At 45.0% G+C, this 21,873-nt stretch carries 17 protein-coding genes; 13 read left to right on the forward strand and 4 right to left on the reverse strand.

From position 1 onward, the window contains the following. Positions 1–2 precede the first annotated feature (2 nt). The gene (gene seqA / locus R2S67_RS17280; protein WP_005393026.1) at positions 3–545 is read left to right on the forward strand and encodes a replication initiation negative regulator SeqA; all 543 of its coding nucleotides are present in this window, start codon (positions 3–5) and stop codon (positions 543–545) included. 92 nt (positions 546–637) lie between these two features. Further along, a complete protein-coding gene (gene pgm, locus R2S67_RS17285) occupies positions 638–2,284 on the forward strand; it encodes a phosphoglucomutase (alpha-D-glucose-1,6-bisphosphate-dependent) (protein WP_012842047.1) in 1,647 nt (548 codons plus the stop codon). A 62-nt stretch (positions 2,285–2,346) separates the two neighbouring features. Here pgm and R2S67_RS17290 read toward each other — a convergent pair whose 3' ends face one another. Then, positions 2,347–3,120 (reverse strand): DUF1853 family protein, encoded by a 774-nt coding sequence (locus R2S67_RS17290; protein ID WP_317345960.1) that lies wholly within the window; start codon positions 3,118–3,120, stop codon positions 2,347–2,349. Positions 3,121–3,352: 232 nt separating this feature from the next. On the opposite strand from R2S67_RS17290, the gene R2S67_RS17295 reads away from it, so the two are divergent. After that, positions 3,353–4,111: a Nif3-like dinuclear metal center hexameric protein gene (locus tag R2S67_RS17295; protein WP_317345961.1), complete on the forward strand. Its 759-nt coding sequence runs from the start codon at positions 3,353–3,355 to the stop codon at positions 4,109–4,111. Positions 4,112–4,203: 92 nt separating this feature from the next. On the opposite strand, the gene R2S67_RS17300 is transcribed toward R2S67_RS17295, so the two are convergent. Then, positions 4,204–5,493, reverse strand: coding sequence for a citrate synthase (locus tag R2S67_RS17300; RefSeq protein ID WP_005382163.1), 1,290 nt, complete (start codon positions 5,491–5,493; stop codon positions 4,204–4,206). A 396-nt stretch (positions 5,494–5,889) separates the two neighbouring features. Here R2S67_RS17300 and sdhC point away from each other — a divergent pair, with 396 nt between their 5' ends. From sdhC to sucD, 8 genes are all read left to right on the forward strand, one after another. Beyond that, positions 5,890–6,282, forward strand: a complete 393-nt coding sequence (gene sdhC, locus R2S67_RS17305; RefSeq protein WP_017634811.1) for a succinate dehydrogenase cytochrome b556 subunit — start codon at positions 5,890–5,892, stop codon at positions 6,280–6,282. Continuing rightward, positions 6,276–6,620 (forward strand): succinate dehydrogenase, hydrophobic membrane anchor protein, encoded by a 345-nt coding sequence (gene sdhD / locus R2S67_RS17310; protein WP_005382169.1) that lies wholly within the window; start codon positions 6,276–6,278, stop codon positions 6,618–6,620. The genes sdhC and sdhD overlap by 7 nt, the downstream gene beginning before the upstream one ends. Beyond that, complete coding sequence (sdhA, locus tag R2S67_RS17315) at positions 6,621–8,387, forward strand: succinate dehydrogenase flavoprotein subunit (protein WP_005393016.1); 1,767 nt, start codon at positions 6,621–6,623, stop codon at positions 8,385–8,387. 15 nt (positions 8,388–8,402) lie between these two features. Then, entirely contained in the window at positions 8,403–9,113 is a 711-nt protein-coding gene (locus R2S67_RS17320; RefSeq protein ID WP_005382174.1) for a succinate dehydrogenase iron-sulfur subunit, read from the forward strand. Positions 9,114–9,283: 170 nt separating this feature from the next. Beyond that, positions 9,284–12,109 (forward strand): 2-oxoglutarate dehydrogenase E1 component, encoded by a 2,826-nt coding sequence (sucA, locus tag R2S67_RS17325; RefSeq protein WP_005393014.1) that lies wholly within the window; start codon positions 9,284–9,286, stop codon positions 12,107–12,109. A gap of 28 nt (positions 12,110–12,137) precedes the next feature. Further along, positions 12,138–13,346 carry a 2-oxoglutarate dehydrogenase complex dihydrolipoyllysine-residue succinyltransferase gene (gene odhB / locus R2S67_RS17330; protein ID WP_047009527.1) on the forward strand — a complete coding sequence of 403 codons (1,209 nt, stop codon included), beginning with the start codon at positions 12,138–12,140 and terminating at the stop codon, positions 13,344–13,346. Positions 13,347–13,559: 213 nt separating this feature from the next. After that, positions 13,560–14,726: an ADP-forming succinate--CoA ligase subunit beta gene (gene sucC, locus R2S67_RS17335; RefSeq protein WP_046874251.1), complete on the forward strand. Its 1,167-nt coding sequence runs from the start codon at positions 13,560–13,562 to the stop codon at positions 14,724–14,726. Continuing rightward, positions 14,726–15,598, forward strand: a complete 873-nt coding sequence (gene sucD, locus R2S67_RS17340; RefSeq protein ID WP_005382181.1) for a succinate--CoA ligase subunit alpha — start codon at positions 14,726–14,728, stop codon at positions 15,596–15,598. Before sucC ends, sucD begins: the two co-directional genes overlap by 1 nt. Positions 15,599–15,669: 71 nt before the next feature. Here sucD and znuB read toward each other — a convergent pair whose 3' ends face one another. Together znuB and znuC are read right to left on the reverse strand one after the other, a co-directional pair. Beyond that, on the reverse strand, positions 15,670–16,455 hold the full coding sequence (znuB, locus tag R2S67_RS17345) for a zinc ABC transporter permease subunit ZnuB (protein ID WP_005396067.1): 786 nt from the start codon (positions 16,453–16,455) through the stop codon (positions 15,670–15,672). Then, positions 16,448–17,236, reverse strand: a complete 789-nt coding sequence (gene znuC, locus R2S67_RS17350) for a zinc ABC transporter ATP-binding protein ZnuC (RefSeq protein WP_006742704.1) — start codon at positions 17,234–17,236, stop codon at positions 16,448–16,450. Before znuC ends, znuB begins: the two co-directional genes overlap by 8 nt. 78 nt (positions 17,237–17,314) lie before the next feature. Between znuC and znuA the strand changes: the two genes are divergently transcribed. After that, positions 17,315–18,202 (forward strand): zinc ABC transporter substrate-binding protein ZnuA, encoded by an 888-nt coding sequence (gene znuA, locus R2S67_RS17355; protein ID WP_006742703.1) that lies wholly within the window; start codon positions 17,315–17,317, stop codon positions 18,200–18,202. A gap of 201 nt (positions 18,203–18,403) precedes the next feature. Then, positions 18,404–21,781 carry an AraC family transcriptional regulator gene (locus R2S67_RS17360; RefSeq protein ID WP_317345965.1) on the forward strand — a complete coding sequence of 1,126 codons (3,378 nt, stop codon included), beginning with the start codon at positions 18,404–18,406 and terminating at the stop codon, positions 21,779–21,781. Positions 21,782–21,873 lie beyond the last annotated feature (92 nt).

The following is a 21,873-nucleotide window of genomic DNA, read 5'->3' on the forward strand; positions in this document are numbered from 1 at the left end:
GAATGAAAACAATTGAGGTTGATGAGGATCTATACCGTTACATTGCTAGCCAAACTAAGCATATCGGTGAAAGCGCCTCGGATATTTTGCGACGCCTTTTAAACCTTGATGGTCAGTTGCAGGAAGCTGAAGCCGCGCCTGTAGTAGAGAAGCCACAAGGGATTGTAGTAAGTAAAGATGCGGGTAAAACGGAATCTGTTGATGTAGTGAAAGAAATGCGTTCGCTGCTTATTTCTGATGAGTTTGCCGGTCTAAAAAAAGCGATTGATCGCTTTATGTTAGTACTATCGACCTTACATAAATTAAATCCAGAAGGTTTCGCGCAGGCTACGAATGTAAAGGGACGCAAACGCGTGTACTTTGCAGATAATGAAGAAACCTTGTTGGCAAATGGCAACACGACCAAGCCAAAAGCCATTCCTGGCACACCGTTTTGGGTTATCACGAACAACAATACCAGTCGTAAAAGACAGATGGTTGAACAAGTGATGACACACATGGGGTACCAACCTGACTTAATAGAAAAAGTAACAGGTTCAATCTAAGAAACCTGATAGAAGCCTCATAATGTGTCGCAGTTAGCGGATATTATGAGGCTTTTTTAATTTTATTTGTATTTAAAGAAAGGATGTCAAACATGGCTATGCACCCTCGTGCTGGGCAAAAAGCGCAGCAGGAAGATCTTCATAATATTCCGGCACTTGTTGCCAATTACTTCTTGCTTCAACCTGATGCTAAGAACCCCGATCACAAGGTTCAATTCGGCACATCAGGTCACCGTGGTACCGCTGATAAGCATACATTTAACGAAAACCACATTTTGGCTATTGCTCAAGCGGTTGCAGAAGTTCGTGCCCAGCAAGGGACCACAGGTCCTTTGTTTGTCGGTAAAGACACGCATGCTTTGTCTGAACCTGCATTTTCTAGCGTGATTGAAGTTTTGATTGCGAATGGCGTAAAAGTAATCGTACAGCAGGATAACGGCTACACGCCAACACCAGGTATCTCGCACGCAATTCTGACTTACAACATCAAGCACGATGAAAAAGCAGACGGTATTGTGATTACGCCATCTCATAACCCACCACAAGACGGCGGTATCAAATACAATCCGACTCACGGTGGTCCAGCAGAAGCTGAGTTGACTCAAGCTATCGAAGATCGTGCGAACGCACTGATTGCCGAAGGTTTACAAGGTGTTAAACGCTTACCACTAGCAGAAGCAAAAGCATCGGATCTGTTTGTGGAGATGGACTTGGTTAAACCCTATATCGATGATCTGGTGAACGTTATCGATATGGAAGCAATCCAAAAAGCGAATCTGAAGATTGGTGTAGATCCATTGGGTGGCAGCGGCATCGATTACTGGCGTCAAATTGGTCAGGCATACAACCTAGACCTAACGCTAGTAAGTGAAGCGATTGATCCTTCTTTCCAATTCATGTCTCTCGATAAAGACGGTGTTGTACGTATGGACTGTTCTTCTCCTTACGCAATGGCGGGTCTATTGGCACTGAAAGACGAATACGATTTAGCATTTGGTAACGATCCTGACTACGACCGTCACGGTATCGTTACGCCAAAAGGTTTGATGAACCCGAATCACTTCTTAGCCGTTTGTATCGACTACCTATACCGCCATCGTGACGCATGGGGTAAAGATGTAGCGGTTGGTAAAACACTAGTATCAAGTGCACTGATTGACCGTGTTGTTGCGGATCTAGGTCGTGAGCTATGTGAAGTACCAGTAGGCTTTAAATGGTTTGTTGATGGTCTGTACACTGGTAAATTCGGCTTCGGTGGCGAAGAAAGTGCCGGGGCATCTTTTCTTCGTAAAGATGGTACGCCTTGGTCAACAGACAAAGACGGCATCTTGTTATGTCTTCTAGCGGCAGAGATCACTGCGGTAACGGGTAAGAACCCACAAGACTACTATGAAGAGCTAGCGGCGAAACACGGTGAGTCGAAATACAACCGTATTCAAGCTGTAGCGAATGGCCCTCAAAAAGATGTACTGAAGAAATTGTCACCAGAAATGGTCGCGGCTGAAACACTAGCGGGTGATCCAATTACGGCTCGTCTCACGCATGCGCCTGGTAATGGTGCTGCAATCGGTGGTCTAAAAGTAACGACTGCCAACGGCTGGTTTGCTGCTCGTCCATCAGGCACAGAGGACATCTACAAGATTTACTGTGAAAGCTTCAAAGGTGAAGAGCACCTAAAACAAATCGAAGCAGAAGCACAAGAGATCGTTAATCAAGTGTTTGCAGCTGCCGGCCTGTAAACCATCCAATAGTCGATTTAGAAAACAAAGGGTTGATGTGCAAGCATCAACCCTTTTGCGTTTTAAGATTCCTGAACTGAGTCGTTTCCGGGCCAGGAATCCGGTACCACAAACCAGAATTGACCGTCTTCCGTTTGTGCATGTACAAATCGGTCTGAAGGCTTTTCAATGGGTTGAGAGAAATCGTCCGTACCAATCGCCCAGCATGGTTTGTGTAAATGATAAAGTGGCTTACCGATTAACTCCCATTGGCCCTGGTAGCACCAGTAACCACTAATCTGGCTTGGATTTAATTCATAACCCAAGCACTCGCTAGGAGTTGGCTCTGGAGTAAACGGATTAATATAGAGTCGTCCTTGCATCAATAGACGTTCTTGTGGGGCGTCGTTTAACGGAATTATTTTTTGAAATTCCGGGCGATCGCTCATTTTCAACTGATGAGTAAGCATTCTATTCAGTTTTGTATGCAGCTGGTCGTGAGCATTCGGACCATACCAAACGCCGTTATAAAGAAGATAAAACTTAATCGCTACTTCCCAGTGTTCTATTTGATTTGATTCTGTATTCCGCAACACCAAGTCGATAGCACCAATGGTCTTACCTTCGATGTCGTTTAACTGAACCTCTTCCGCGATAACCTGATATCGTTCTGAACTAGAGAGAACTGCAGTGCATAAGTGCTGATATAAAAAGCCCAATCTTGGATTACCATTGTATTGCTCAGCGTTATTTAAAGGCGTTACCGAAAGATCCTCTAAGGTTGTAAACGGAGGGCGTAACTTGAAAAGAGGAGGTGAAGTGGCGATCCATTGGTAAAAGCGTTGCAGTTGGTTCATCCGTATCCCTATATGTATGGTGAGGAGACAAGCTTTGTTATTGTAACTAAATTTGCTTTTGAGGGTAGGGTGGCTAGCATCGATATTAGGGTTCGAGATACACTTTAAGTACCTAAATGATATCAAGGTGCCAGATGTCAAAACGTTGTTGTATCAACTAGGTTGCACATTCTCGGTCTGATTTCATCGAGAGGTTATTTAGGTTTACATGCGCTAGAAATTGGAAGTAATAATGAATAACTTAAAGCTAGAACAGATTCTTAATGACAAACTGTCACCGCAGTTAATTAAAGATTACGCACCAAACGGGTTACAGGTAGAAGGGACGCCAGCCGTAAAGCGTATTATCACTGGCGTAACTGCCTCCCAAGCCTTAATCGATAAAGCGATTGAGCTTAATGCAGACGCATTACTCGTTCATCACGGTTATTTTTGGAAAGGTGAACCTGAGCCAATTCGTGGTATGAAAGGTAAACGAATTCGTAGTCTGATCAAAAACGATATAAACTTATATGGTTATCACCTTCCTCTGGATATTCACCCAGAGCTAGGCAACAACGCCGAATTAGCTCGCTTACTTGAAATCGAAGTAGAAGGTGGGCTTGAAGGACATCCTCAATCAGTAGCCATGTTTGGACGCTTGAAAAAACCGATGTCTGGTGCTGAGTTTGCGAGAAAGATCAATCAAGTTCTTGATAGACAACCACTGCATATTGCTCCAGAGAATACCGATAAGATGATTGAGACGGTCGGTTGGTGCACTGGTGGAGGACAGGATTTTATTGAGCTTGCTGTACAACACGGATTAGATGCGTTTATCTCTGGCGAAATTTCTGAGCGTACAACCTATACTGCGCGAGAAATGGACATTCATTACTTTGCTGCAGGTCATCATGCTACTGAGCGTTATGGTGTTCAGGCTTTAGGAAAATGGCTAGCGGATGAATATGGCCTACATGTGGAGTTTATCGATATTGATAATCCGGTTTAGTGTTCGCTATTCATAACGTGAAACGCTGAAAAGAAAAAAGGGTTGAGACAAAATCTCAACCCTTTTGTTTGTTTATCTTCTAACTAAAAAGATCATTCACGTTCGTGAAGTGGAGAAAACTCACGCTGTGTCTCACCAGTGTATAGCTGACGAGGACGACCGATGCGGTTCAGTGGATCGCTGTGCATTTCGTTCCAGTGAGCAATCCAGCCGATGGTACGAGAAATCGCGAAGATAACCGTAAACATAGAAACTGGAATACCAATCGCTTTAAGAATGATACCTGAGTAGAAGTCTACGTTCGGGTACAGCTTCTTAGAAACGAAGTACTCATCAGAAAGCGCAATGCGCTCAAGTTCCATTGCTACATCTAGTAGAGGGTCTTGAATGTTTAGCTCTTTGAGAACTTCATGACACGTTTCGCGCATTACTGTCGCACGTGGATCGTAGTTTTTATAAACGCGGTGACCAAAGCCCATTAAGCGGAATGGGTCATCTTTGTCTTTCGCGCGGTCTACATACTCAGGGATGTTATCGACGCTGCCAATCTCTTCTAGCATTCTCAAGCACGCTTCGTTTGCACCACCGTGAGCAGGTCCCCAAAGTGATGCAATACCAGCGGCAATACATGCAAATGGGTTAGCACCAGAAGAGCCAGCTAGACGTACAGTTGACGTCGACGCATTCTGTTCATGATCCGCGTGTAGCGTGAAGATTTTATCCATTGCACGAGCAACGACAGGGTTTACTTCATACTCTTCGCAAGGGTTTGCGAACATCATGTGTAGGAAGTTTTCTGCGTAGCTCAAATCGTTGCGTGGGTAGATAAATGGCTGACCGATAGAGTATTTGTAACACATTGCAGCCAGTGTCGGCATCTTCGATAGCAGACGGTACGCCGCGATCTCACGGTGCTCGTCGTTGTTGATGTCAAGAGAGTCGTGGTAGAAGGCTGCAAGTGCACCGACTACACCACACATTACTGCCATCGGGTGAGCATCACGTCGGAAGCCATGGAAAAAGCTTGCGATTTGCTCGTGGACCATAGTATGACGCGTTACGGTCGTCTTGAATTGCTCGTATTGTTCTCGGGTAGGGGCTTCACCATAAAGAAGGATGTAACATACTTCTAAGTAATCTGCGTTATTGGCTAATTGATCAATCGGGAAACCGCGGTGCAAAAGAATACCTTTGCCGCCATCGATGTACGTGATTGATGATTCACAAGATGCAGTGGCAAGAAAACCTGGGTCAAAAGTAAAGTAACCATTGGCTCCCAGCTTACGAACGTCAATTACAGGTGTACCTAGCGTACCGTCCATAATTGGCAGTTCGATTGGCGCTTGACCTTCAACATGAAGGGTCGCTTTCTTATCCGCCATAACAATCTCCTTTGTTTATTATTTAATCCGTCCAGGATGTTTATGTGCCATTTTTGTACTGTTGTTAAAGCTTAAAGTCAATTTTTCTCCATCTTTGTGTGCACTTGTTATGATTTTTCTCATGAAAATCGTTAAAAATCTGTTCTATGTAGCATAATTTGTTACACCAATTGTATTAGAATGTTGCTCGCCGTATATTGGCTAAGAAAATTTTAGTTAAATCCTTATAAATTCGGGGCTAGAAACAAAGAGTGAGGTTTGTTGCTGGACTCCGATTGTTAACAAGTTGTTTACAATTATCTGGGTGGTTACCCGTGATATTTGTTAAATAGATGTTAACTTTTGTACGTTTGGAAGCTGAAATTGGTTATAACAATAAATGCTCAATGGAGCTGAGTGAGCAAGCCCGTGAAAGAAAGAAAGTCAAGACCTGTTAATTTAGATTTACAGACCATCCACTTTCCTATCACAGCAATCGCATCCATCCTACACCGTGTGTCTGGGGTAATTACGTTTGTTGCGGTGGGTATACTACTGTGGTTACTGTCCATTTCTCTGTCATCCCCAATGGGTTTTATGGAAGCCGCTGACATCGTCGATAGCTTCTTCGTAAAATTCATCCTGTGGGGAATTCTTACTGCACTTGCCTACCACATTGCAGGTGGTATCCGTCACTTGTTGATGGATCTAGGTCACTTTGAAGAGCTAGATTCTGGCACGATGAGCGCTAAAGTCGCGTTTGGTGCAACAGCAGTATTATCATTATTGGCGGGGATCTTGGTATGGTAAAACACGTATCTTCATTTGGTCGTAATGGTGTACACGATTTCCTACTAATTCGTGCAACTGCAATCATTATGACGCTATACACGATTTATCTGATTAGCTTCTGTGCATTTTCAGATATCTCTTACGCATCTTGGACCCAATTCTTTGGTGGTACCTTCACTAAAGTATTCACCATGTTGGCACTTGTCTCGATCCTGATCCACGCATGGGTCGGTTTGTGGCAGGTATTAACGGATTACATTAAGTGCGCGAAACTGCGTGGCGCACTGCAACTTGGTGTTATTGCCGTGCTATTCGGCTATGTCTTCTCTGGTCTATTTATTCTGTGGGGTGCGTAAGTGTCTATTCCAGTTCGTGAGTTTGACGCCGTAGTAATCGGCGCTGGTGGTGCAGGTATGCGCGCTGCACTACAAATTTCAGAACAAGGCCTATCATGTGCTTTGTTGTCAAAAGTATTTCCAACACGTTCTCATACTGTGTCTGCACAGGGCGGTATTACCGTTGCTCTGGGTAACTCGCACAAAGACGATTGGCAATGGCACATGTACGATACCGTTAAAGGTTCCGATTACATCGGTGACCAGAACGCGATTGAATACATGTGTAAAAATGGCCCTGAGTCCGTTATCGAACTAGAAAAAATGGGTCTTCCATTCTCTCGTTTTGATAACGGTACTATCTACCAACGTCCATTCGGTGGTCAGTCAAAAGAGTTTGGTGGTGAGCAAGCTGCACGTACAGCTGCTGCTGCGGACCGTACAGGTCACGCGCTTCTTCATACGCTTTACCAACAAAATGTGAAACACAAAACCACCATTTTCTCGGAATGGTATGCACTAGACTTGGTGAAAAACCAAGACGGCGCCGTAATGGGCTGTACTGCGATTTGTATGGAAACAGGCGAGATTTGTTACTTCAAATCGAAAGCAACGATTCTAGCAACAGGTGGTGCTGGTCGTATTTACGCGTCGACCACTAACGCACACATCAACACTGGTGACGGTGTAGGTATGGCATTGCGTGCGGGTGTACCTATGCAAGACATGGAAATGTGGCAGTTCCACCCAACGGGTATCGCTGGTGCAGGTGTTCTTGTAACAGAAGGTTGTCGTGGTGAAGGTGGTTACCTTCTAAATAAAGATGGCGAACGCTTCATGGAGCGCTATGCTCCTAACGCGAAAGACCTTGCTGGTCGTGACGTAGTTGCACGTTCAATGATGATCGAAATTCGTGAAGGCCGTGGTTGTGATGGTCCTTGGGGTCCACACATTAAGCTGAAGTTGGATCACCTTGGTAAAGAAGTGCTTGAGTCACGTCTGCCTGGTATTTGTGAGCTGTCTCGTACTTTCGCGCACGTTGATCCAGTGAAAGAGCCAATTCCAGTAATTCCAACCTGTCACTACATGATGGGTGGTGTACCGACTCAAGTGTCTGGCCAAGCAATCAAGCAAAAGGCTGACGGCAGCGAGATGGAAGTACAAGGTCTATATGCATGTGGTGAGATTGCTTCTGTATCAGTACACGGAGCAAACCGTCTAGGCGGCAACTCATTACTAGACTTGGTCGTGTTTGGTCGCGCGACTGGCTTGCACCTTGGCGAAACGCTCGCAGCGCAAGCTGAGGCACGCCCTGCAACTGAATCTGATATTGAGGCATCTCTAGCGCGTACCATGCGTTGGGAAAATAGTACTGGCGGTGAAGATCCAGTTCAAATCCGTAAAGACCTACAAGCTTGCATGCAAAACAGCTTCTCGGTATTCCGTGAAGGCGATGCAATGGCAACGGGTCTAGAAGAGTTGAAAGTGATTCGCGAGCGTCTGAAAGATGCACATCTAGCGGACAAGTCTTCTGAATTCAACACGCAACGTATTGAGTGTCTAGAGCTAGACAACTTGATGGAAACAGCATTCTCTACAGCCGTAGCGGCGAACTACCGTACTGAAAGCCGTGGCGCACATGCACGTTTCGATTTCCCTGAGCGTGATGATGAGAACTGGTTATGCCACTCTATCTACAACCCGGAAACAGAAGCGATGACTAAGCGTGATGTGAACATGACGCCAACGCATCGTGAAGCTTTCCCGCCGAAAGTACGTACATACTAAAGGGAGGATACGACTATGAAATTGAACTTCTCTTTATACCGTTACAATCCGGATGTGGATACCAAGCCTTACATGAAGGAGTATACCCTTGAGGTAGACGAAGGCTCAGACATGATGGTGCTTGATGCATTGATTCTGCTAAAAGAGCAAGATCCAAGCATCGCGTTCCGTCGCTCATGCCGTGAAGGGGTATGTGGTTCTGATGGTTTGAACATGAACGGTAAAAATGGTCTAGCGTGTATCACACCGTTATCTGCTCTACAAGGCGATAAGATAGTTATTCGTCCACTGCCAGGGTTACCTGTCGTGCGCGATCTTATCGTTGACATGACGCAGTTCTATGATAACTATGCGAAAGTTAAACCATTCTTGATTGATGATGGTGCATTACCACCATCACGCGAGAACCTACAATCGCCTGATGACCGTGCGCATTTAGATGGATTGTACGAATGTATCATGTGTGCATGTTGTACAACGTCTTGCCCATCATTCTGGTGGAACCCTGACAAATTCATCGGTCCAGCTGGTCTTCTTGCGGCGTACCGTTGGCTAATTGATAGCCGCGATACGGCAACAGATGAACGTTTGTCTGATCTTGATGATGCATTTAGCGTTTTTCGTTGCCATGGCATCATGAATTGTGTAAGTGTTTGTCCTAAGGGATTAAATCCGACGAAAGCCATCGGCCATATTAAGTCGATGCTGGTTAATCGCTCGGTTTAATTTACTCGCTCTTAGGAATGTCGCAGTGTTGCGGATCACCCGATATGACCGCTTCACTGCTTCAAGAATATTTCGAGTAAAGAATACAAAAATTGCCGACTAGTTCTGGTCGGCTCTTATAGCTCGGCAAAGACCGAAGCAAACGTGAAAACTACTGGTTAAGGGAAAATATGCACAACGGCGTGATGAAGGCATGGCTCGAGTCTTCACACTTGGCTGGCGCCAATGCAACGTATGTAGAGGACCTCTACGAACTGTATCTAAGTGATCCCGATCTGGTAAGTGAGGAGTGGAAACGTGTTTTTGAAGGCTTACCTAAGCCGTCAGAAGAAGTGGCAGAACAACCACATTCACGTGTCCGTGACTACTTCCGTCGACTCGCTAGAGAAACAAAGCATTACAATGTCCAAGTTAGTGACCCAGATGTCGATGCAAAACAAGTAAAAGTTCTACAGCTAATCAACGCATACCGTTTCCGCGGACATGAAGCTGCAGAATTAGACCCACTAGGTCTATGGCAACGCCCAACCGTGGCGGAGTTAGACCCTGCTTTTCATAATCTTACCGAAGATGACTTCGAAGAAACGTTCAACGTAGGTTCTTTTGCTGTTGGGCAAGAAACCATGAAGTTGAAAGACATCTATGAAGCCCTCAACAAAACTTACTGCGGTTCCATCGGTGCTGAATACATGCACATGACTGACACAGAGCAAAAACGTTGGATCCAACAACGTCTTGAGTCTGTCGTAGGCCAGCCATCATTCAACAAAGATGAGAAGCGCACATTCCTAGAAGAGCTAACAGCCGCTGAAGGTTTGGAGCGTTACCTCGGGGCGAAATTCCCAGGTGCAAAACGTTTCTCTCTAGAAGGTGGTGACGCACTGATTCCGATGACGAAAGAGTTGATCCGTCACGCGGGAACAAGTGGGATGCGTGAAGTGGTTATCGGTATGGCTCACCGTGGTCGTTTGAACATGCTGGTGAACGTGCTTGGTAAGAAGCCTCAAGATCTATTCGATGAGTTTGCCGGTAAACACGACGAAACTTGGGGCACCGGTGATGTGAAATATCACCAAGGTTTCTCTGCCGACTTTGCTACCCCAGGTGGTGATGTTCACTTAGCTCTTGCATTTAACCCATCGCATCTAGAAATCGTCAACCCAGTAGTCATGGGGTCGGTGCGAGCACGTCAAGATCGCTTGGGTGATAATCAAGGTAGCAAAGTGCTTCCTATCACTATTCACGGTGACTCTGCAATCGCTGGTCAGGGTGTGGTTGCCGAAACGTTCAACATGTCACTGGCTCGTGGTTTCCAAGTCGGTGGTACGGTGCGTATCGTTATTAACAACCAAGTTGGCTTTACGACGTCTAACCCTCGTGACACGCGTTCAACGATGTACTGTACAGATATCGCGAAGATGGTTCAGGCGCCAATCTTCCACGTGAATGCCGATGACCCAGAAGCGGTTGCTTTTGTTACTCGTATTGCTTTGGATTACCGCAACGAGTTCAAGCGCGATGTCGTGATTGATTTGGTGTGTTACCGTCGCCACGGTCACAACGAGGCCGATGAGCCAAACGCGACTCAGCCTTTGATGTACCAAAAAATCAAAAAACACCCTACACCACGCAAATTGTATGCGGATATTCTGATCGATAAAAACGAATCAGATATCGAGACAGCGACTCAGTTAGTCAATGAGTACCGCGACGCATTAGACCGCGGTGAAGTGGTGGTTAAAGAATGGCGTCCAATGGCGTTGCACTCCGTAGACTGGTCCCCTTACTTAGGGCATGAATGGGATATGGAGTGGGATTCAAAATATGACAAGACGCGTCTCATCGAGTTGGGTAATCGTCTTTGTCAGTATCCAGAAAGCCATAAACTGCAAAGCCGTGTTAATAAGCTTTACAACGATCGCCTAGCAATGATGACCGGTGAAAAAGCAATCGACTGGGGTATGGCCGAAACATTGGCGTATGCAACATTAGTTGATGATGGCAAGCGTATTCGCCTTTCTGGTCAGGATTCGGGTCGTGGTACTTTCTTCCACCGTCACTCGGTTCTTCATAACCAAACAGATGCAAGTACGTACATTCCATTAGCGAATATTCATGACAATCAGGGGCCATTCCAAGTGTTTGACTCAGTACTGTCAGAAGAAGCGGTATTGGCATTTGAATACGGTTACGCAACAGCAGAGCCAGGTGGTTTGACTATTTGGGAAGCGCAGTTTGGTGACTTTGCCAACGGCGCGCAGGTTGTGATTGACCAATTCATCTCGTCAGGTGAGCAGAAATGGGCGCGCTTGTGTGGTCTCACAATGCTTCTACCTCACGGTTACGAAGGTCAAGGCCCAGAGCACTCCTCTGCACGTCTAGAGCGTTACCTTCAGTTGTGTGCTGAGCAAAATATGCAGGTTGTAGTTCCTTCAACACCGGCTCAGGTATACCACATGATTCGTCGTCAAGTTGTACGCCCAATGCGTCGACCTCTGATTGTGATGTCGCCAAAATCTTTGCTGCGCCATCCTCTATGTACTTCGACAATTGAAGACTTAGCGGACGGTACATTCCAATCTGCAATTCCAGAAGTAGATGATTTAGACCCAAGCAAAGTAAAACGCGTCGTGTTCTGTTCAGGTAAGGTTTATTTTGACCTACTGGAGCAGCGCCGTAACAACGAGCAAGACGATGTCGCTATCGTGCGTATCGAGCAGCTTTATCCATTCCCGATGGAAGAAGTACAAGCAGCGATTGCTCAATACACTAACGTTGAAGACTTCGTGTGGTGTCAGGAAGAGCCTCAGAACCAAGGTGCTTGGTACTGTAGCCAACACAACTTCCGTGCCGCTATTCCTGCAGGTGCAGATCTTAAATACGCAGGTCGCCCAGCTTCTGCTTCGCCAGCAGTTGGCTACATGTCGGTGCACTTGAAACAACAAAAAGCGTTGGTTGAAGACGCTCTGAACGTGAACTCAAAAACTTCGAATTAAGAACTAGAAGTTAAAGGAAGAAACAGATATGACAATTGAAATTCTGGTTCCAGATTTACCTGAATCAGTTGCTGATGCAACCGTAGCGACATGGCACAAACAACCAGGCGACGCAGTAGAGCGTGACGAGGTTTTGGTTGACATTGAGACAGACAAAGTCGTGCTAGAAGTGCCAGCTCCGGAAGCAGGCGTTTTGGAAGCTATCGTTGAAGAAGAAGGTGCGACAGTACTTTCTAAACAAATCATTGCTAAATTGAAGCCAGGTGCAGTTGCAGGTGAGCCTACCGCAGACAAAACAGAAGGTACGGAAGCATCTCCTGATAAACGTCATAAAGCTGCGCTTAGCGAAGAAAGCAATGATGCACTAAGCCCAGCAGTACGTCGTTTATTGGCTGAGCATGGCTTAGAAGCAAGCCAAGTGAAAGGCACTGGCGTTGGTGGTCGTATTACGCGCGAAGATATTGAAGCGCATCTTGCGAACGCTAAAACTGCGCCAAAAGAAGAAGCACCAGCAGTGGTTGACGTGCCGGCAGCGGCTCGTAGCCAAAAACGTGTTCCAATGACTCGCCTGCGTAAGACAGTCGCTAACCGTCTGCTAGAGGCGAAGAACAACACGGCAATGCTAACGACGTTTAACGAAGTGAACATGAAACCAATCATGGACCTTCGTAAGCAGTACAAAGATCAGTTCGAAGAGCGTCACGGTATTCGTTTAGGCTTCATGTCTTTCTACGTGAAAGCTGTAACAGAAGCGCTTAAGCGTTACCCAGAAGTAAATGCTTCGATTGATGGTGATGACATTGTTTACCACAACTACTTCGACATTAGCATGGCGGTATCAACGCCACGTGGTCTAGTTACACCTGTCCTAAAAGACTGTGACAAGCTTGGTTTCGCTGATGTTGAAAAAGGCATCAAAGAACTGGCTATCAAAGGTCGTGATGGCAAGCTAACGGTAGACGAGCTAATGGGCGGTAACTTCACTATCACAAACGGTGGTGTGTTCGGTTCACTAATGTCTACACCAATCATCAACCCACCTCAATCAGCGATTCTTGGTATGCATAAGATCCAAGAGCGTCCGATGGCAGTGGATGGCAAAGTTGAAATCTTGCCGATGATGTACCTAGCGCTGTCTTACGATCACCGCCTAATTGATGGTCGCGAGTCTGTTGGCTTCCTAGTGACGATTAAAGAGTTGCTAGAAGATCCAGCACGTCTCCTATTAGACGTTTAATATCGCTAAAACGTCTAGTTATCGTAGGTAGCTAGACGTTAAAAATTTCAATGGCTAGACTAGCTCAACGTCTGGCCTTCATTTGAATCCCACACCATGAGTACTCGTGATGAGGGATTGATTTGAGAAGACCCTACAGACGTACAAGCAGCCAAGACTGCAGCGTTATGGAAATAATAAATCCCTTAAGGGAAAAACAAACGGAATATCGAAATGAATTTGCATGAATACCAAGCCAAACAGCTGTTTGCAGAATTCGGTTTGCCTGTGCCAGAAGGCTACGCGTGTGATACACCACAAGAAGCTTTTGAAGCTGCAGGCCGTATCAGTACAGAAAAGAAAGTAGTTAAATGTCAGGTTCACGCTGGTGGCCGTGGTAAAGCGGGCGGTGTAGAGCTGCACGATACAAAAGAAGGCGTTAAAGAGTTTGCACAAAAGTGGTTAGGTAAAAACCTAGTGACTTACCAAACTGACGCTAACGGTCAGCCAGTTACAAAAATCCTTGTTGAAGAAGCTTCAAACATTGCAAACGAATTATACCTAGGTGCGGTTGTTGACCGTGCAAGCCGTAAGATCGTTTTCATGGCTTCAACAGAAGGTGGTGTGGAAATCGAAAAAGTTGCGGAAGAAACGCCGGAGCTTATCCACAAAGCAGCAATCGATCCACTAGTAGGCCCACAAGCTTACCAAGGTCGCGAGCTTGCGTTCAAACTTGGTCTTGAAGGTGACCAAATCAAACAATTCGTTAAGATCTTCATGGGTCTTGGCACTATGTTCTCTCAGTACGACCTTGCTCTGCTAGAGATCAACCCACTTGTGATTACTGGCGAAGGCAACCTGCTATGTCTTGACGGTAAGATCAACATCGACTCAAACGCACTGTACCGTCAGCCTAAGCTTCGTGAAATGCACGATCCTTCACAAGAAGATGAGCGTGAAGCGCACGCAGCTCAGTGGGAACTAAACTACGTAGCACTAGACGGTAACGTTGGCTGTATGGTTAACGGTGCTGGCCTAGCAATGGGTACGATGGATATCGTAAACCTACACGGCGGCAAGCCAGCTAACTTCTTAGATGTAGGTGGCGGCGCGACGAAAGAGCGTGTTGCTGAAGCATTCAAGATCATCCTATCAGATGACAACGTGAAAGCGGTACTTGTTAACATCTTCGGTGGTATCGTACGTTGTGACATGATCGCAGAAGGTATTATCGGTGCGGTTAAAGAAGTAGGTGTAAGCGTACCAGTTGTTGTTCGTCTAGAAGGTACTAACGCTGACCTAGGTCGCGAAGTTCTTGCTAATTCTGATGTTGATATCATTGCTGCTGAGTCGCTAACGGATGCTGCTCAGAAAGTTGTTGCTGCTGCGGAGGCTAAATAATGTCTGTATTAATTAACAAAGACACTAAAGTAATCTGTCAGGGTTTCACTGGTGGTCAAGGTACTTTCCACTCAGAGCAAGCTATCGCATACGGCACTCAGATGGTTGGTGGTGTGTCTCCAGGTAAAGGTGGCCAAACTCACCTAGGTCTACCTGTATTCAACACAGTTCGCGAAGCAGTAGAAGCAACTGGCGCAACAGCGACAGTAATCTACGTTCCAGCACCTTTCTGTAAAGATGCAATTCTAGAAGCGATTGATGCTGGCATCGAGCTAATCGTAACAATCACGGAAGGCATCCCTACAACAGATATGATCGACGTGAAAGTGAAGCTAGAAGAAACTGGCGTTCGCATGATCGGTCCTAACTGTCCGGGTGTTATCACTCCTGACGAGTGTAAGATCGGTATCATGCCTGGTCACATCCACAAGAAAGGTAAAGTAGGTATCGTATCTCGCAGCGGTACTCTAACTTACGAAGCAGTTAAGCAAACAACAGACGAAGGTTTCGGCCAGTCTACTTGTGTTGGTATTGGTGGTGACCCAATCCCAGGTTCAAACTTCATTGATATTCTAAAACTGTTCCAAGAAGACCCTGAAACAGAAGCGATTGTTATGATCGGTGAAATCGGTGGTACTGCAGAAGAAGAAGCAGCAGCATACATTAAAGAAAACGTAACGAAGCCAGTAGTTTCCTACATTGCTGGTGTAACTGCTCCTCCTGGTAAACGTATGGGCCACGCTGGTGCGATTATCTCTGGCGGTAAAGGTACTGCTGAAGACAAATTTGCTGCACTAGAAGCGGCGGGCGTTAAGACTGTGAAATCTCTAGCAGAGATCGGCCAGGGTCTACGTGAAGTAACGGGCTGGTAATTTCCAACTCGAAGCTTAAAGCTAAAAAAGCCTAGCAATWATTGCTAGGCTTTTTTGTATCAAGGTACTTTTTACGATTTTTGGCGAATAAATTGGCTAAGCATAAACAGAGATGTTGCGCTGATTACTACTGATGGGCCAGCCGGCGTATCGAAGTGCCATGATAGGCTAAGCCCCATTAGTACTGCCACAGAGCCAATAATAGATGCGAACAGTGCCATTTGCTCTGGTGATGAAGAGACCTTACGTGCTGTTGCTGCTGGGATGATCAGCAAAGAAGTCATGATAAGTGCCCCAACAAACTTCATTCCTACGGCAATCACAACACCTACCATAAGCATTAACACCAATCTAACTAAGTCTGTATTGACGCCCTCGACGGCAGCAAGCTCTTCACTAACTGTGCTCGACAATAAAGGTCGCCAAAAAACGTAAAGACACACACTAACAGCAACGACACCTGCGTAAATGAACATCAGATCTTGCGGAGATACTGCGAGTAAGTCACCGAACAAGTAACTCATCAGATCAACACGGACATTATCCAAGAAACTAACAGAAACTAGACCAACAGATAATGCACTATGGGCGAGTATACCCAGAAGCGTATCGGTTGCGACCAGTTGTTGTTTCTGTAGTGTCACGAGCAATACCGCGAGTGCTAAACAGCAAACGAGTAGGGCAAGATAAAGGTTCACGTTGAGCAGAAAGCCTAATGCCAAACCCATCAATGAAGCATGTGCCAAGGTATCACCGAAGTAAGCCATTTTGCGCCAAACTACAAATGACCCAAGAGGACCTGCAATGATCGCGATGCCAATACCAGCAAGAATAGAAGGTAGAAGAAACTCAATCATGGTGATGATGTCCGTGTTTATGGTTGGAGCATGATGTCGCATCGCCAGTTACTGGCGTTCCGGATAAATCGTGATGATGATGCTCGTGGTCGTGATGATAAAACGCGAGCGATTCTCTCGCTGCATTGCCAAATAGCGCGATGTAAGAAGGGTGCTGAGTAATCGTGGCAGGTGAACCAGAACAGCAAACATGGTGATGCAGACAAATGACATCATCTGTTTTGGCCATTACTAAATGTAAGTCGTGTGACACCATAAATACACCGCAATCGAATCGGTGACGAATGCTTTCAATTAGATCGTAGAGATCGATTTGACCTTGAATATCCACACCCTGCGCAGGTTCATCTAGCACTAACAGCTCTGGGCGTTGAAGCAAAGCACGCGCAAGTAATACGCGTTGGTTTTCACCACCTGATAAGCGATGCATGTTACTACTAATTAAATGCTCAGCGCCAACAAGCCTTAATGCATCAATACATTCTTGTTTACTGTATTTTCCTGCTAAATTTAGAAAACGGGTGACATTCAATGGAAGAGAGTCATTGAGTTTCAATTTTTGAGGAACATAACCAATTTTTAGTTTTCTTTGTCGGTTTAATTTGCCGCTAGTCGGTTTTTGAAGGCCTAAAATGACTTTGACTAACGTTGATTTTCCCGCTCCATTGGGACCAATTAGGGTTGTTATTTTGCCCTTTTGTAATTCCATACTAATGTTATCGAGAACTCTGCGGCCATCGAACTCGACGCATAAGTGCTCAAGATGGACTAAGGAAGACATGAATGAAACTCATTTGCAAATCAATAATGTTATAATGTAACATTATCACACTTTCTACACCATATCCCAAGTAAAACTATGAAAAGAGCATTAATTCTTGCTGCGTCAGCGATGCTAACGTTGCCAGCACACGCAGTAACGGTACTAACGAGTATCAAACCTATTCAGTTATTAGTGACAGAGCTTACTCAAGGGGTGACTTCGCCAGATGTATTACTGCAGTCTAACACTTCGCCCCATGATTACGCTTTACGCCCATCGGATGTTAAGAAAATCGCTTCTGCTGATTTAGTTATTTGGTACGGACATGATCTCGAACCGTTTCTGGAAAAAGTCGTGTCAGACAGATCGAATACTCTGACTATTAGTCAAATTCCAGATCTAGATTTGCGTGAGTTTGATAGTGAGCACAACCATGACCATGATGGCCACGATCATGGTTCACATGATCCGCACTTTTGGTTAGGTGTAAGTCAAGCACAACAAGTTGCCAAGGCTGTCGTGAATCAACTGGGATCACTTGATCCGGAAAATGCAGCACAGTACCAAGAAAACCTTAAAAAATTTGAAACTGAGCTCAGCCAGACGGACCTAGAGATCAAGAAGAAATTATCGCCAGTGAAAGACAAAGGTTACTTTGTGTTTCACGATGCTTATGGTTATTTCGAAGAGCGTTATGAGTTAAATCAAATGGGGCACTTCACCGTGAGCCCGGATCGTAAGCCGGGAGCAAAAACCTTAATCCAAATTCGTCAAAAGTTAAGTTCAGGAGATGTAGCTTGCGTGTTTTCTGAACCTCAGTTTACTCCAGCTGTCGTTCAGAGTGTGATGCGAGGTAGTAAAGTTGCCAAAGGAGAACTTGACCCATTAGGGAGCACAATTGAAGCAAAACCGGGCAGTTACTTTACTTTTCTCAACAATATGGCGAATAATTTTGAGCAGTGCTTGAGCCAAAAGACGGATTAAGTAGTGTTGTTGTGTAGGAATAGTCCTTTTAACGTGATCCAGTAGTAAGAATTACAACCTTTGGCAAGGCGAGCCTTTTCTCAAACAGTAATTGAGATATCATTATCAATAATTAGCAGCTCAAAATAACCGTATAAGTCCATGCTGTAGAAGATATGGACGGTGAGCGCCGAGCACAAGTTGATATAAAAGGTTTTCGTCTTGCTACGCCAATTAGCCCTTGTCTTATTGGGCTTTTTCCTATCTTTCCAAGCATTTGCTCTTCATAATGCGAATGCCATCTTTTACCCTTTGCCGACTCAGGTTAAGGGTACTTTTATTGCGGCTAAAAAATTGTTCTTGGGTGAGCAAGGGGGCTTGTGGATTCACGACGTGCATGGGCGGGTGTTGTTTTATGATGGCCAAAATATCCTACCTAAATCAGGCAGTTTTTTACAAACGTCTGCCAAGCAACTGGCTTATCATGAAGGCTCGTTCTGGACCTTTGTTGAGAATGAGGTGTATCAAACTTATCCAAATCAAGAAAGACGTTTAGTCTTTAGCTTAAACCCCGGGTCGCAAATAAGAAAAATCGGTTCTTCTGAAGATTATATTTGGGTTAGTGATGGCGCACATTTCTATACTTACAACATCAATACTAGCGAGTTAAAGTCCTTTTCTTTGTTGCAGCTCTATCAACATAGCAACAATAGCTATGTTTATATTAACGATGCGGTTCTGCTCGAAGAGAAGTGGGCACTTGCTACAACTTCTGGCTTTTATCTTTCAGAAGGAGATAAGTTTGACCATGTAGTCGCTTCAGGTCAGAACTACATTGAAAAGATCTACTACTCACACACGCGCAGAGAAATTCTGGTAGGAACGTTGCGTGGGGCATTAATTTTCAATATTTATCAACCTGATAAAGAGGTGATTAAGATTGGCGGTTCTCATGTATTGACTTTCGCTGAGACAAATCAAGAGTACTGGGTGGGGACTGAGCATGGTCTGTATTTATACTCATTCTTGTCAGGCGAAGTGACAGAAGTCGAGCCTGCAAGCTTTCTTGAACTGGAGCTGGATAATACAAAGATCTATTCGCTACTGAGTGACAACATGGGAGGGATGTGGATCGCGACTAACCAAGGCATTCGTTATTACTCCTTGTTTAGTAAAAAGTTTGAACGAGTAACCTTCAGTAGTTATGACTCGCAAACCTTATCAGGGCGAATTCGGCAAACCTCCACAGGACCTGATGATGCGCTTTGGTTCGCGGATGACCGAAAGCTTTATCGGACAGGTGAGAGTGGCAATATCAAAGTCTTGGAGCTTGATTCGCAGATCAATGAATTTGCATTTCAAGGTGGGATGCTTTGGCTTGCGACCTCTAAAGGGCTCGAAATATTCGAGTTGAATGGTCTTAACAAAGTGACATTTCCTTATTTACAGGTTATGGCTGGACACGCAGTGGAGCACGTGACTGTAGATGGTAATGATCGTCTCTGGGTATCAAGTGGATACCATCTTTACAATGTTGATATAACCAAGCAAAGCGTAAGAAACTTTGGAAGTGAGTGGCTAGTAAGTCAGTACTTACCAGCTAAGGTTACGCGTTTATACGACACTGAAGATTCTCTATTGATAGGGACCGATCATGGGGTTTATCAATACAGCAATGAAAACATCCAGTTCATCCGCTACTCCGAAAAATTTGGTGAATCATTAGACATGGTTACGGCGGTTGATGGCAGTCAGTGGTTTGCGTCATCTTACGGCGTTTTTAAAACGATTAAAGGAAGTGACGAGAAACATGTTGTTGAAATGAGTGTGCCCAACGCGCGACCTGCTTGCTTGATCAGAGACAGGCAAGGTGTGTGGTTAGCCTCTTCTGTCGGATTAAGCTATTACCACCTTTCGGGTGAATTAGTGAAACATTATTCATCGGCGTCTGGCTTAATGAACAACGAGTTTCTACCAGGAATTTGCAGTGTTATACAGCAAAAAGAAGGTGCTGAGCGAGAGCTCGTCTTAGGGTCGAAATACGGGTTGGTAAAAGCTGAAGCATCCAAGCTGCTTGTGTCCAACCCTCCAGAGTCGAAGTTTATCGTGAGCCAAGTTGTGCTTGAAAACGAGGTTCTACAAGTTGGTAGCGCCGATTTGAATGGAATAAAATTACCGTATGGCTCTTCTCTAAGTTTCTTATTTGGCGTGATGCCAAAACCAGACAGCCAAAATTTGTATTATCGATTGAATAGCGATGATCCTTGGCAAGCGCTAGAGGGAGGCCAACTGACTCTAGAGCATCTCAATTCCGGTGAATACCATCTGCAGGTAAGTAATGAGTCTCAAGTCGCTGCTGGATTGGTTGGGCTCGAGTCGTATTTTATTGTGCTTAATCCTTGGTATTTATCGCAACTCGCAATTTTAGGTTTTGTGGTCGCGAGTATTGCCATGGTTGCACTACTTATGTACTGGCGTTCTCGCTATGTTGTACAGGCTAACCGTGATTTAGCTGCGCAAGTGACACTCAAAACTAACCAGTTGAGGCATCAAAGCCGAGTGTTGTTGACGAGTAACCAACAGCTACGTAAACAGATTCAAGTCAGAAACCTGTTGGTTGATCACGTGGCGCAATCTATTAAGTCCAGTGTGGATTTTATAGCGTCAAAATTACCCATACCTTTGGATGCAGCTACGGAAGATCATCTGGCGAAAACGACATGGCAATTAAATGAGTTAAAAAGTGTTCCTGGCGAAGCTAGCGGCGGTAGTCACAATTACAATTTGAGTCAGATAACTCAATCGGTGGTTGATGTATGGCAAGATGATTTTGCGAAGGCTGGGATTATGGTGGAGCTTGAAGATGAGAGAAAAACAAGTCGAATTGCTCTGGAAAGCTTTAACCTTGATGTTATCTTCAACAGCATTTTTGCCAATATCATCAAGCGTTCTTTCCGAGGCCAAACGGTGAGAATCATGCTAGAAGAGGGCAATGATATTGTTTCATTGAGTTTTCTTGATTATGGGACGCAACTGCCTAATAAAGTCACGACCGGGCGTCCATCTAATATGAACCACTCTGAATTGAGCATTGATCATCTTGCCCAGTTAGTGACAACGAGTGGAGGATACTTGGCGGTGTTTACTTCCGACGCTCAAAATAAAATCGAAATTACATGGCAAACTGCGAAGGAAATGAGTTATGTGGATGAATCTTTGCAAGAATTTGAGTCTGAACCTATCGTCGAAGATAAAGTGACCCCAGAGAAAGAATGGTTGCAAAAAGTCTATCAGCTGGTGGCTGAGCATTACCATGACCCTGAGTTTGGTACTGCTTTAGCGGCTAAAATGCTGTTCATGTCAGAACGCTCTTTACAGAGGCGCTTTAAATCAGCCTCGTCAAGAACGTTAAAAGATTATGTAACCGAAGTTCGTTTAGAAACGGCGTGTGAGCAGTTATTAGCGGGCGAGAAAATCAGCGAAGTAGCGTTTAACTGTGGCTTTAATGATCCTTCTTACTTTAGCCAAAAGTTTAAATTGCATTTTGGTTTGCCTCCTTCCAAGTTTGCTTTGACTCAAGAAAGCCAAGAAACCAACTAAAAAACCTCATTACACACTCCCTAGTGAATATTCAAAAGACTGGGGAGCTGCTTATAGTGCTCTACTATTGCTAGAGCTACCAATGCAGTGAT

The organism is Vibrio sp. T13N (assembly GCF_032970445.1).
Classification (GTDB): Bacteria; Pseudomonadota; Gammaproteobacteria; order Enterobacterales; family Vibrionaceae; genus Vibrio; species Vibrio diabolicus.